Genomic DNA, 12,272 nt, shown 5'->3' on the forward strand with positions numbered 1-12,272 from the left:
ATGCGACGTGTAACACTTGACAGTCTTGCCGACTATGCGCGCGAGCTTCTCGCTGCCTGCGAGGCAAATGCCGGCGCCTTTCCCGGGAAAAGCCGGGTCGAGCTGCCCGGCCTTGCGATCGACGTGTTTTCCGATCACGGCGAACTGGCGACGGCGCTTGCCCACGGCATGGCGTCTTCGACCGCCGCGGAACCGGCCGTTGCGGCCCGGATTTTCCTCGCCCATCCCGGCATCGGCTCGATCCCGCGGCCGGCGCAGTGGGGCGAGGCGCTGTTTCATCCGAACATGTTTGCTGAGCGTCTCGAGGCCCGTGGCCTGCGCGGCAATTACTTCCACGACCTCAGCTATTGGCAGTTCTACGATGTCGAAAAGCGGCTGGGCGTGCAACTCATGCTGTCCGCCGACGGCTGTCCGCCATGGGAGTTCGGTGCCCCGCTGCGCTGCTTCCTGCATTGGGAATATGCGGCGCGCGGCATGCGCCTGACGCACGCCGGTACACTCGGCGCCGGTGGCAGGGGCGTGCTGTTGGCCGGGGCGGGCGGCGCCGGCAAGTCGGGCACCGTTGCCTCGGGCCTGCTTGCCGGGCTCGACAGCGTCGGCGACGACTATGTGCTTGTCGAGTTTGACGGCGGCCGTTTGGTAGCGCGGCCTCTGTTCACGACATTGAAGCAGGATCAGTCGGGTTTCGATCGGCTCGGGCTTGCCCGGTTGCTGCCTGATCCGGGCATACTCAACTGGCAGGGCAAGTACCAGTTCAGGGTCCAGGATCTTTGCCCGCGCGGCGTGGCCAGGCAACTCGACATCGTGGCGCTGCTGGTGCCGCAGATATCGGGCGCGGCGCAAAGCGCGATCACGCCGCTTGCGCGCAAGGATGCGCTGATGGCGCTGGCACCGTCCGGCATTGCGCAAATGCCGGGCGAACGCGAAAGCGGATTTCGTTTCTTTGGCGAGCTGACGCGTCGTTTGCCGTGCTACAATCTGGTATTGGGCACGCGCGGCGAAGAGATCGCGGAGACGATCGCTGCGTTTCTGGACAGGGGCAGACTATGAAGCTGGGCATCGTGCTGCCCGTCTACAATCGCGAGACCTATGTTGGCTCGGCGTTGCGCTCGGTGTTGCGCCAGCGCGAGGCAGCCGAGCTCGACATCATCGTCATCGATGACGGCTCGGTCGACGGCACTGCCGAAGTCGTGCGGTCATTCATTACCGATGGTGCGCCGATCCGACTGTTTTCGCAGGCCAATACAGGCGTGACCAGGGCGCGCAACGCCGGACTGCGCCGGCTTTCCGACGACACTGAATTCGTCTCCTTCATCGATTCCGACGATATCTCCCCTGCCGGGCGCTTTGCCGCCGACCTTGCCTACTTCAAGACGGATCCTGCGCTCGAGCTGACCTATTCATACATGCGGATGGTCGATCAGATCGACGACGATACGCTTGAGCCCGTCGCCGGATGCGACGACCGCATCTTTCGCGGCGTGCATCTGTCGGCCGGCATCTACCGGCGCGGCCTGATCGCGCGGATCGGCGATTTCGACGAGGAGCTGGCGCAGGCCGAAGACACCGACTTCCTGTTTCGTATCTTCGAGCAGCGCGCCCGGTTCGTCTTTCCCGACACCATCGCGCTCTACTACCGCCGTCACGCGGACAACATGACCCGCAATGTCGTGGAGTCGCGCCGGGAGTTCCTCAAGGCGATGCAGAAATCGATGCGCCGCCGCAAGGCCGATCCGACGCTTGGTGATCTCCGCGGCTTCATCCAGGTGGCGCATCCTTCGGGCGATGGGGCGCCGCTGCGCCCATGAGTTACAGCGTCGTCATACCGGCATGGAACGCGGCCCGCACGATTGCCGAGACACTGCGCTCGGTTGCCGCGCAGAGCGTGCCACCTGCCGAGATCATCGTCGTCGACGATGGCTCGAGCGACGAAACCGAGGCAGCAGTGCTGCAGTCGGGCGTCGCGGTCAGATATGTCAGGCAGAACAATGCCGGACCGGGAAGTGCTACGACACGCGGCTTCGCTTTGGCGACGGCACCCTTCATCGCGACCGTCGACGCCGATGATCTGTGGCTGCGCCAAAAGGTCGAGCGGCAGTTGCGCAGGCTGGACGAGGCGCCGCAGCTGACAGCCGTGTTCACGCTGTGGCGAACGTTCAGGCATGGCCAACCCGATGATGGCACCGGAACTGCCGGGCCCGGCTGGTCCCGCACGACGATGCTGGTGCGCCGCGAGGTGGCGCTGGCGGTCGGGCCGGTGATCGATCCGCCCGGTAACCGCGGCGAGATGGTCGACTGGCTCGGCCGCGCCCGCGAGAATGGCCACCAACTGGGCATGATCGACGAAGTGCTGGCGCTGCGGCGGATCCTGCCGGGCAGCATGTCCTACGGCCGCGATCCCGCGCGCGACCGCGGCTATCTCGAGGTTGCAAGGATGGCCATGCTGCGGCGTAAGCTCAAGAACACCGGACAGGGCTGATGGCATCCATGTCACGCCGCATCGGCAGGCGCTTCCCCGACTATGGCTGGGCCTGGCCGACGAACGGTCTCGACCAGTTGCTCAAGGCGGTGCTGCTGCCCGACCATCACGCTGCGCAGGCACAGGCACTGCTATGGCTCGACGCCAACGACATCGATGCCGTCGAGTTTCGCGAGCACCGGCTGCTTGCCGCAATCGCGGACCGGTTCGGCAAGGCGCTGGCAGCGCATGCCGCCTATCCGCGTCTTGCCGGCCTGCAGAAGATGCTGTGGACCAAGTCGCGGCTTGCAATGCGCGAGGCCGAGCCGGCCTTGAAGGCGATCGTCGATGCCGGCGTACCGATCATGCTGCTCAAGGGGGCCAGCCGCATCGCGGTGGAGCCTGCAGCACAGCGCGGCCGGGTGGCGCATGACATCGACATATTGGTGCGTCCCGAGCACATGGCTGACGCCTTCGATGTGCTGCGCCAGGGCGACTGGCAGGTGTCGACTGGGGTTAGTCCACAATATCTCAAGCCTCGGCTCACGGCGGTCCGGTCGATGAATTTCTTCAAGGGCAGCTATGGCGACATCGACCTGCACCAGGTCGCCTATGACTGGTCGCAGGCCGATGAGGCGGACGACGTGGCGGTGTGGGAGCGGGCGTCGCCAGCCACCTTCACCGGTATCGACGTGCTCGTGCCCTCAGCGGCCGACCGGGTGACGCTGGCGATCGGCCATGGTGGTCTCGACGCCCATACCCACAGCGACTGGCTGGTCGACACCGCCTCGGCGATCCGTGCCGGCGGCGTCGACTGGGCCGTGCTTGGCGACGTCGTCGCCCGCCGGCACATTGCCGTGCCGACCGCGGTGGCGCTGAGCTATCTTGAGGCCGAGATGTCGGTGCCGATTCCATCAGAGGTGCTGGAGCAAGTGATCGGCATGGCCGACCGCGCTGGGGCTTCGCGCATCGCCTCGCTACTGCAGGCCAAGCCGCGGACCGATTTCAGGGGCCTGACCTGGCTGTCGCGCGGCGTCGCCAAGCAATTGCGCATGCGCAAGAAGCGCGCTGGCCGCGAGCGCGAATTGCCTGGCATCGTCTGGCATGGCCGTCGCACCCAAACGGTCGGCGGCACGGGATCAGCAACCCCGGCTTTGTCGCAACAGTTGCCGTTGCCGCCGGCTGTGACCGGCGGTGTGCCGGCCGAGATCGACATCGTCGTCAGGCTGGACGTGCCGCCGGTGCGCCGCCGCATCGAGATGGAGCTAAATGGTGGCGAATGCCATTTCGCTCGGCTGCGCTATCGCAAGCTCGGCAAGTCAGGCGGCCGGCTGACCTTGCGGTTTCGAGGCACCATCCGGCCGGACCAGGCAGACGGTGCGCTGGTGCTTTCGGCACGGCCGTCACGGCAATTCCGAAAATGGGAGCATGAACAGACGGTCGCCACCTATGGCGCGGTGCCGTTCCAGATCGTTTCGGTGACCGTTTCGCCGGCTCGCTGAACCTCCGAAGGCGTCTCAGGCGACCTTCTCGGCGGCGTCGGCTCGGTCTGCCTTGCGCGCCACCACCCAGCCCAGCAGAGCCGCGCCGAACAGGACGACGGCCGCGAGATAGAAGGCGAGGCCGGGGTAAGGCATCAGCGTGCCGTCGCGCACCGTCCAGGCATAGACCGCACCGAAGAACAGCGGCGAAGCGACGCCGGCGATGCTCGCCACGCTCATGTTGGCACCCTGCAGCTGGCCTTGCTCAAATTCCGAAACGCGCTGGGTCATCAACGACTGCGTCGTCGGCATGGCGAGACCCCAGAGCGCGTTCGGGATGATCGCCAGCGAAAACCAGAAGCCCGAGGGCGCGAGGCCCATGCAGGCGATGCCGAAGGCACCGGCAAACAGGCCGAACACCATGGTTGTGCGGTCGCCGAAGCGCTTGACGGCAGGGCCAACGATCAGACCCTGGACGATCATGTCGAGCACGCCGACCATCGCCAGCAGCGTGCCGACCTCCCAGGCATGCCAATTGTAGCGGTAGGCGGCATAGAGCACGAACACCGCCGAAAAGACATGATGGGCGAAATGCAGCACGAAGGTCACCGCGGCGAGCCCTGTCAGCTCAGGATGCGAACGCAGCAGCATCATGGCGCCGAACGGATTGGCGCGGCGCCAGGAAAACGACATGCGCTTTTCCCGCGGCAGCGATTCCGGCAGGACGAAGGCGCCATAGAGGAAGGCGAGGCCGCTCATTGCCGCCGCCACCCAGAAGGGGGCGCGTGGCGAAATCTCGCCGAGGAAGCCGCCCATCAGCGGACCGGCGACGAAACCGGCGCTGAAGGCAGCGCCGATCAGGCCGTAGGCACGGGCGCGGCCTTCGGGCGGGGTGATGTCGGCCATGTAGGCGAAGACGGTGGTGAAGCTCGACGAGGTGATACCGGCGACGATGCGGCCGAGCGCCAGCCACCACAGGTTCGGCGCCAGCGCCATCAGCACGTAGTCGGCGGCAAGGCCCGCCGTCGACAACAAGATAACGGGACGGCGCCCATAACGGTCCGACAGCGAACCGATGATCGGCGAGCAGACGAACTGCATGAAGGCCCACAGCGCGATGAAGACGCCGTTGATCCAGCCGGCATCGGCGTTGGAACCGGCGAACTCCTCGATCAGCGAAGGCAGCACCGGAATGATGATGCCCATGGCGACGATGTCGAGAACGGCGGTGACGAAGATGAAGGCGATTGCCGCCTGGCGCCGCGAACCTGTTATGGACATGATGGTGGCCTCGATGGACGAGCCTTATAAAAACAAGCTGGCGCGCTATCCAGCCGTTGCAGGCAATATTACCCAAACCTACTGACATTGGGGCAAGAACACGTGAAGCGCTGAACCAAGTCTTCCCGCGCCGGGACTGCCGGCCTACAAATACCGTCGGATTCGAGACACGGACGCGCAGCGCGCCGTTCTAAAAGACTGCCAACACCACAGCGCCGTGCGTCCTGTTGGATGAGCAGTGGACGCTGTAGCATTTTCAAACTGTGCATATCCGATTTTCGGGGCCATGCACCCAGGGAGCCTGCCATGCTGCGCAAGACGGATTTCTTCATCGATGGAAAATGGGTCGCGCCAACGGTCGCGAAAGAACTCGAAGTCATCAACCCGGCTGATGAGCAGCCCTTCGCGGTGATCTCGCTGGGTTCCGCTGCCGATGTCGACAAGGCGGTGGCGGCGGCGCAGCGCGCATTTCCGGCGTGGAGTGCGACCAGCCGCGAACAGCGTCTGGTGCTGCTCGAAAAGTTGCTCGACGCCTATAAGAGGCGGGTACGTGACATGGCCCAGGCGATTTCCTGGGAGATGGGCGCGCCGATCAAGCTGGCGTTGGAATCGCAGGCTGCCAGCGGCTCGGGCCACATCGAGAGCTTCATCGAAGTGCTGAAAAGCTTCGAGTTCGAGGAACCGCTCAATGCGAAGAACCCGCAGGAGCGCATCGTGCGCGAGCCGATCGGCGTGTGCGGGCTGATCACGCCCTGGAACTGGCCGATGAACCAAGTGGCGCTTAAGGTCGTGCCGGCGCTGGCAGCCGGCTGCACGGTGGTGCTGAAGCCGTCGGAAATCGCGCCGATGTCGTCGATCGTGTTTGCCGAGATGATGGAGGAAGCAGGCTTCCCGGCCGGGGTGTTCAACATGGTCAATGGTGACGGGCCGACCGTCGGCGAGGCGATGTCGCGTCACCCCGGCATCGACATGATGTCGTTCACCGGCTCGACGCGGGCTGGGGTGGCGGTCACCAAGGCCGCAGCCGAGACGGTCAAGCGCGTGGCGCTGGAGCTGGGTGGCAAGTCGCCCAACATCGTCTTCGACGACGCCGACCTGACCGACGCGGTTACGCGCGGGCTGGCGCATTGCTTTGAGAACACCGGCCAGTCCTGCAACGCGCCGACGCGCATGCTGGTGCAGCGCCCGGTCTACGACAAGGCGGTCGACATCGCGGCGAAGTATGCCGCCACCGTCAAAGTCGGCAACCCGGCCGAGGATGGCGACCATATCGGCCCGTTGTCGTCGGACGTGCAGTTCGACAAGGTGCAAGCCATGATCGACGCCGGCATCAAGGAAGGCGCGCGTGTGGTTGCCGGCGGGCTCGGCCGACCCGAGGGCTTCAACCGCGGCTACTATGTGCGTCCGACGGTTTTCGCCGACGCCAATAACGACATGCGCATCGCCCGCGAGGAGATCTTCGGGCCGGTGGTGGCGATGATCCCGTTCGAAACGGAAGAAGAAGCGATCGCCATTGCCAACGACACGCCCTACGGCCTGTCGGCCTATGTGCAATCAGGCGACAAGGCCCGCGCCCAGCGCGTGGCGCGCAAGCTCCGCGCCGGCATGGTGCAGATCAACGGCACCGACCGTCCCTATGGCAGCCCCTTCGGCGGCTACAAGCAGTCGGGCCTCGGCCGCGAGGGCGGCAAATGGGGTCTCGAGGATTTTCTCGAGGTAAAGGCGATCAGCGGCTTCGAGGAAGGGCTGGGCTGAGCATCGGCGTTTCGTCGATCTCTGCTGCCCAGCAGATCCCCCTCTCCGTCACGGCTTCGCCGGAGCCACCTCTCCCCCGCTCTGCTGGGGAGAGGAACCCAAGTTCTTCGGGGGCGCACTCCATCAATCTGAACCATCAAGCTCGGCTGAGGCCGATGCGATTGGCGTTTCCTCGCCCCGTGGGGAGAGGGCGAAGCCCGAGACGGAGCGCGCGCAGCGCGCGGCTCGCGGCCTACCCTTCGTTCTTTCTGAGATAGTCCTCGGCAATCTCGCGCATCCTGGCCCCGTCGATGCTGTCGGTGTGGCCGCCATGGGCGACGCGGACCGGCAGGGCGATGAGGCGCCGCATGGTGGCGCAATAGGCGGCGCGATCCGAATCCGGCATGTCGTCGACAAGCAGTCCGCCATGGATGGCGTCACCCGAAAACAGCTTGCCGTCCAACTCGTCGAACAGGCCGATCGATCCCGGAGAATGGCCGGGCAGGTGCAGGACACGGAAGCGCCTGTCGCCAAGCTCGATCACGTCGCCTTCGTCGAGCAGGCGGTGCAGTGGCGCAGGCTTGATGGCATAGTCGGCGGAGTTCCAACCGGGCCAGGGCAGTTCAGACACCGCGCCAGGAAAATTGCGGAACATATTGGCGTAGGTGGCCTCGTCTGGCATCGTCTCGAAGAATTCTGCTTCGAGGCGCGGGCCGGCGCGCCAGGCAAATTCGTGCAGCGAACCGACATGGTCGAGATGCACGTGGGTTGCGACGGCGAGCAGCGGCTTGCCCTGCGTGATCTCGATTTCGGGCTCGAGCGCACAGATGCCCATGCCGGTATCGACCAGCATGTCGCACTCGCTGCCTCGCACCAGCCACATATTGGCGCGACAATAGTCAGTGACGAATGGCTCTGTCAGCATCGTCGTCGTCTTGTCGACGATGCTTTTCGAAAACCAGCCGGGACGGGGCTTCACACGAACGGCCTGCCGATCTTGAAGCGGCCGGGTACCAAGCGCCTGAGATAGTCCATGCCCTTTTCGGACAGGTGATTGACGTCTGGTAACATATAGTCGTCGGGCATGTGCCGGGTCTTGCCGGCGACGTTGGCCAGCGGCACCAGCTTCAACACGGTCTTGCCGCCTTCATATTTCAGCGCCACCGAGCCGCCGCCCTTGTCGGCCGCGTCGATGGCGAAGACGCCGGCGTCGAAGGCCTCCTGCGCGTCGACGGCATTGACCGCGCCGATATAGCCGCGCGGCATGTAGCCGAGGGCATCAACACGGGCACGCTTGCCCGGCAGGCCTTCGGCGAGCGCGTTCTCGAAGGCGCGGCTCAGATCGCTGCCCGAAAGCTTGATGTTGCCATGCGCGTCGCGCTCCAGCTTGTCGGCGGGCACGATGCTCTCGACCAGCGCCTTGCCGTCGGCGGTGCTGACGCCTTCGGAAACCGCAACGACGCAACGACGATGGCGGGCAAGCGTCTCCTTCACCTCGTCGATGAAGCGCGGCACCGAAAAGGCGCGCTCCGGGACGTAGATCAGGTGCGGCCCATCGGTGTCTTCGTCACGCCATGCCGCGGCTGCGGCGGTCAGGAAGCCGGCGTGGCGGCCCATGACGATGCCGACATAGATGCCGGGCAAAGCGCGGAAGTCGAGATCGACACTGAGGAAAGCGCCAGCGACGAACTCCGCCGCCGAGATGAAGCCCGGCGTGTGGTCGTTTTCTTCGAGGTCGTTGTCGATGGTCTTGGGGGCATGCACGAAAGCGATGCTGCCCTGGGCCGCGTCGGTCAGGATCTGCTGGGTGCCGGCGGTGTCGTTGCCGCCGATATAGATGAAGGCGCGCGCGTCCGCCTTCTTCAGGCCTTCGAGCACCAGATCGCAATAGGCGGCATCGGGCTTGTCACGCGTGCTGCCAAGCGCTGCGCCCGGGGTCGCTGCAATGCGCAGCAGTTGCTCTTCGGCAATATCGGTCAGGTCGACATAGTCGCCGTCGCGGATGCCGCGCACCCCGTGCCGGGAGCCCAAGACCCGCGCCTTGGGATGGCGACGGCGAATTTCGAGCACGGCGCCCGCCATCGTCTGGTTTATCACGGCGGTCGGTCCGCCGCCTTGCGCAATCACGAATGTCGAGGGCATGGTCGTCCTCCTCAGGGGTGCCGAAAACGGCCGCCAACAAGGCGCTGTTTTCCGGCACATTCGCCCTTCTGGCGAAGCGACGCAATGGCGATTCAACCGGTTCGCAAGGTTTCGGGAATGGCATGGCCTGAGCTTCGGCCCCGGCCGTTGGCCGGTCAGCCGACGACGATGGGTGTCTTGCCGTTGACGCGGCTGTACAAGTCGATGACGTCCTGGTTGATCATGCGGACGCAGCCCGACGACATTGCCTGGCCGATGGTCCACCATTCGGGCGAGCCATGGACACGGTAGCCGGTGTCCTTACCGTCCTTGAAGATGTAGAGCGCACGCGCGCCGAGCGGATTGTCGAGGCCGCCTGGCTGGCCGCCTGCCCATTTCACGAGCTCCGGCTTGCGCGCGATCATCTCGCGCGGCGGCGTCCAGGTCGGCCATTTCTTGCCATACTGGATGTTGGCACGGCCATTCCACAGGAAGCCGTCGCGGCCTATACCGACGCCGTAGCGGATGGCGTCGCCGCCCGGCTGGACGAAATAGAGGAAGCGCTCCTGCAGCCTGACGACGATGGTGCCGGGCGCTTCGCCGGTCGGATCGACGACGATCTGGCGGCGGAATTTCGGATCGACCTTGGCGAATGGGATTTCCGGTAGCTGATAGCCTTCGTCGGTGAAGGATGCGTACATCAGATTGGGGCTGGTGACCTGCTTGTCGACGCTGATCTGCGGGCGGACCGAGCCGGTGGCCATGTTGTCGAGACCCATCGCCGGCATTTCGAAGTCCATGGCGCGGCTGCAGCCGGCGACAAGGCCGGCGGCACCTAGGCCGAACAGCACGTTGCGGCGCGATGCAAGTTTCGAAAGGTCGGTCGGGGCAGGCGATTTTGACACGGCACAATTCCACTCTTTACGCGGGGCGGCCAGGCACCGGAGCGAACCCCGGCTGTGGATCGCGTGTATTTTCACCATTCATGGTTGAAAAAGCATGAACGCCACGTGGCGCGCGTTAAGGGCTTTACATCGGCGCAGAGCCGGAGCTTGATCCCGCTTCCAAAGAGGGAGAATTGCCATGTCGTTTGAAAGCTGGGCCGCCTTTGCGGCGGCGTCCGCGGTGCTTCTCGTCATTCCGGGGCCCACGATCCTGCTCGTCGTCTCCTACGCGCTCGGCCAGGGCTGGCGCACGGCATTGCCGATGGCCGTCGGCGTGGCGCTGGGCGATTTCACCGCGATGACGCTGTCGATGCTGGGCATCGGCGCGCTGCTTGCTGCGTCCGCCACCGTCTTCACCATCGTGAAGTGGATCGGTGCGGCCTATCTGGTCTATCTCGGCATCAAGCTGTTCCGCGCCGGTGGGTCGCTGGACGCCAAGCCGCGCACCGATGCCGCATCAGCCGTCAAGATGATGGCGCATGCCTGGATCGTGACCGCGCTGAATCCGAAGAGCATCACCTTCTTCGTCGCCTTTCTGCCGCAGTTCCTCGACCGCAGCGGCGATTTCTGGACGCAGATGCTGATCTTCGAACTGACCTTCCTGACGCTCGCCTTCGCCAATGCCTTTGGCTACGCGCTGGTGGCGTCGCGCGCCCGCAGCGTGGTTTCCAATCCGCGCGCCATCCGCGTCTTCAACCGCGCCGGCGGCACGCTGCTGGTCGGCGCTGGCGTTGCCGTGGCAGTGCGCTCGGGCAGCTGAGGACCTGTCATGGTGAAGGATGCGCTCGTGCTTGCGCTGAGCGGCGCCGACGAGGCGGCGGCCGACCATTACCAGCGCGGGGTGAGCGAACTGCAGCGCTTCGTCGGCGATCCGGTCGGTTCCGCCGACAAGGCGATTGCAGCAGCGCCCGATTTCGTCATGGCGCATGTGCTGAAGGGCTGGCTCTACGGCCTGTCGACCGAGCGCGAGGCGATGGCCGTGGCACGCGATTGCCACGCCGCTGCCCTCGGGCTTGCCGCTACCGCCCGCGAGAAGGCGCATGTCGCAGCGCTTGGCCGTCTCGCCACCGGGCACTGGCACGAGGCCGGACGTATCCTCGAGGAGCTGACCTCAGAGCATCCGACCGATGCGCTGGCGCTGCAGGCCGGGCACCAGATCGACTTCTTCACCGGCAACGCACCGAAGCTGCGCGACCGCATCGGCCGGGCGTTGCCGGCGTGGAGCAAGGGCATGCCCGGCTACCACGCCATTTTGGGCATGCAAGCCTTCGGCTTCGAGGAGATGGGCGACTACGCCGCGGCCGAGGCGCTCGGCCGCGAGGCGGTGGCGCTCGAGCCGCGCGACGGATGGGCTCAGCATGCGGTGGCGCATGTGATGGAGATGCAGAGCCGCCAGCGCGGCGGCATTGCCTGGATGCGCGGCAACAGCGATGCCTGGACGAAGGAGAGTTTTCTCCAGGTCCATAACTGGTGGCACCTTGCACTGTTCTATTACGATCTCGGCGAGACCGATGAGGTGCTCGCGCTTTATGACGAGCCGATCTACGGCGCGCAGTCGAAGCTGGCGCTCAACATGGTCGACGCCTCGGCGATCCTTTGGCGGCTGCATCTCGGCGGCATCGATGTCGGCCGGCGCTGGGTCAGCCTTGCGGCGAACTGGGCGCCCAAGGCTGTCGCCGGGAACTACGCCTTCAACGATGCGCATGCGATGATGGCCTTCGTCGGTGCAGGTCTCGAAGCGCCTGCCAAAGCGATGCTCGATGCCCAGCGCGAGGCGATCGCCGGCGACGACGACAACGCCACCTTCACCCGCGACGTCGGCCACCCCGTCACGTTGGCGATCAAGGCTTTCGGGGAAGGGCGCTATTACGAGACGGTGCGGCTGCTCGAACCTGTCAGGGCCATCGCCCATCGCTTCGGCGGCAGCCATGCCCAGCGCGACGTGATCGAACTGACGCTGATCGAGGCGGCTCTGCGCGACGGCAACGATGCGCTTGCCGTCAAGCTCGCCTCCGCGCGCAACCATGCGCGACCGGCTAGCCCGCTATCGGGCCTGTTCGTGCAGCGAGCGGCGCTTCTGGCGCATGGCTGAGCCGGTTGGCCCGGTTGTTTCAAGGCGTTCGATTTATTTTTTGCGAGTTCCGAAATAAATGTCGACCCAACCCCGGAATGTTTGCTAATAAGCAGCGTCCGTCGGAGGAACGGGCCGATGGCATGGCCGTTTCTGCCAGTTGGCGATGAAGGCCGGCCAAT

At 65.2% G+C, this 12,272-nt stretch carries 11 protein-coding genes; 7 read left to right on the top strand and 4 right to left on the bottom strand.

What is annotated here, in order from left to right; all coding sequences use genetic code 11:
• Genes DY201_RS08260 through DY201_RS08275 form a run of 4 tightly spaced genes read left to right on the top strand, consistent with a single transcriptional unit; the run spans nt 1 to nt 3,960 of the window.
• Nucleotides 1-1,050 (top strand): serine kinase, encoded by a 1,050-nt coding sequence (locus tag DY201_RS08260; protein ID WP_115730774.1) that lies wholly within the window; start codon nt 1-3, stop codon nt 1,048-1,050.
• Nucleotides 1,047-1,808: a glycosyltransferase family 2 protein gene (locus DY201_RS08265; protein WP_115730775.1), complete on the top strand. Its 762-nt coding sequence runs from the start codon at nt 1,047-1,049 to the stop codon at nt 1,806-1,808. Before DY201_RS08260 ends, DY201_RS08265 begins: the two co-directional genes overlap by 4 nt.
• Nucleotides 1,805-2,479: a glycosyltransferase family 2 protein gene (locus DY201_RS08270; RefSeq protein WP_115730776.1), complete on the top strand. Its 675-nt coding sequence runs from the start codon at nt 1,805-1,807 to the stop codon at nt 2,477-2,479. Before DY201_RS08265 ends, DY201_RS08270 begins: the two co-directional genes overlap by 4 nt.
• The gene (locus DY201_RS08275; protein WP_115730777.1) at nt 2,479-3,960 is read left to right on the top strand and encodes a nucleotidyltransferase family protein; all 1,482 of its coding nucleotides are present in this window, start codon (nt 2,479-2,481) and stop codon (nt 3,958-3,960) included. Before DY201_RS08270 ends, DY201_RS08275 begins: the two co-directional genes overlap by 1 nt.
• A 15-nt stretch (nt 3,961-3,975) precedes the next feature.
• Here the strand turns inward: DY201_RS08275 and DY201_RS08280 are convergent, their stop codons facing one another.
• Entirely contained in the window at nt 3,976-5,220 is a 1,245-nt protein-coding gene (locus DY201_RS08280) for a TCR/Tet family MFS transporter (protein ID WP_115730778.1), read from the bottom strand.
• A 306-nt stretch (nt 5,221-5,526) separates the two neighbouring features.
• Here DY201_RS08280 and DY201_RS08285 point away from each other — a divergent pair, with 306 nt between their 5' ends.
• A complete protein-coding gene (locus DY201_RS08285; protein ID WP_115730779.1) occupies nt 5,527-6,975 on the top strand; it encodes an aldehyde dehydrogenase family protein in 1,449 nt (482 codons plus the stop codon).
• A gap of 232 nt (nt 6,976-7,207) precedes the next feature.
• On the opposite strand, the gene DY201_RS08290 is transcribed toward DY201_RS08285, so the two are convergent.
• From DY201_RS08290 to DY201_RS08300, 3 genes are all read right to left on the bottom strand, one after another.
• A complete protein-coding gene (locus DY201_RS08290; RefSeq protein WP_115733672.1) occupies nt 7,208-7,879 on the bottom strand; it encodes an MBL fold metallo-hydrolase in 672 nt (223 codons plus the stop codon).
• A gap of 50 nt (nt 7,880-7,929) precedes the next feature.
• Complete coding sequence (locus DY201_RS08295) at nt 7,930-9,096, bottom strand: diphosphate--fructose-6-phosphate 1-phosphotransferase (protein WP_115730780.1); 1,167 nt, start codon at nt 9,094-9,096, stop codon at nt 7,930-7,932.
• A gap of 155 nt (nt 9,097-9,251) precedes the next feature.
• Nucleotides 9,252-9,980, bottom strand: a complete 729-nt coding sequence (locus DY201_RS08300; protein WP_245431930.1) for a L,D-transpeptidase — start codon at nt 9,978-9,980, stop codon at nt 9,252-9,254.
• 178 nt (nt 9,981-10,158) lie between these two features.
• Here DY201_RS08300 and DY201_RS08305 point away from each other — a divergent pair, with 178 nt between their 5' ends.
• Both DY201_RS08305 and DY201_RS08310 read left to right on the top strand, forming a co-directional pair.
• Nucleotides 10,159-10,779, top strand: a complete 621-nt coding sequence (locus DY201_RS08305) for a LysE family translocator (RefSeq protein WP_115730782.1) — start codon at nt 10,159-10,161, stop codon at nt 10,777-10,779.
• A 9-nt stretch (nt 10,780-10,788) separates the two neighbouring features.
• Nucleotides 10,789-12,111 (top strand): tetratricopeptide repeat protein, encoded by a 1,323-nt coding sequence (locus tag DY201_RS08310; RefSeq protein ID WP_115730783.1) that lies wholly within the window; start codon nt 10,789-10,791, stop codon nt 12,109-12,111.
• Nucleotides 12,112-12,272 lie beyond the last annotated feature (161 nt).

The organism is Aminobacter aminovorans, from assembly GCF_900445235.1.
Classification (GTDB): Bacteria; Pseudomonadota; Alphaproteobacteria; order Rhizobiales; family Rhizobiaceae; genus Aminobacter; species Aminobacter aminovorans.

Bases quoted from the DNA above. Each gene is read 5' to 3' on its own strand.
- DY201_RS08280 (WP_115730778.1), bottom strand. From the start codon at position 5,220: ATGTCCATAACAGGTTCGCGGCGCCAGGCGGCAATCGCCTTCATCTTC.
- DY201_RS08290 (WP_115733672.1), bottom strand. From the start codon at position 7,879: ATGCTGACAGAGCCATTCGTCACTGACTATTGTCGCGCCAATATGTGG.
- DY201_RS08270 (WP_115730776.1), top strand. From the start codon at position 1,805: ATGAGTTACAGCGTCGTCATACCGGCATGGAACGCGGCCCGCACGATT.
- DY201_RS08310 (WP_115730783.1), top strand. From the start codon at position 10,789: ATGGTGAAGGATGCGCTCGTGCTTGCGCTGAGCGGCGCCGACGAGGCG.
- DY201_RS08260 (WP_115730774.1), top strand. From the start codon at position 1: ATGCGACGTGTAACACTTGACAGTCTTGCCGACTATGCGCGCGAGCTT.
- DY201_RS08265 (WP_115730775.1), top strand. From the start codon at position 1,047: ATGAAGCTGGGCATCGTGCTGCCCGTCTACAATCGCGAGACCTATGTT.
- DY201_RS08295 (WP_115730780.1), bottom strand. From the start codon at position 9,096: ATGCCCTCGACATTCGTGATTGCGCAAGGCGGCGGACCGACCGCCGTG.
- DY201_RS08285 (WP_115730779.1), top strand. From the start codon at position 5,527: ATGCTGCGCAAGACGGATTTCTTCATCGATGGAAAATGGGTCGCGCCA.
- DY201_RS08275 (WP_115730777.1), top strand. From the start codon at position 2,479: ATGGCATCCATGTCACGCCGCATCGGCAGGCGCTTCCCCGACTATGGC.
- DY201_RS08305 (WP_115730782.1), top strand. From the start codon at position 10,159: ATGTCGTTTGAAAGCTGGGCCGCCTTTGCGGCGGCGTCCGCGGTGCTT.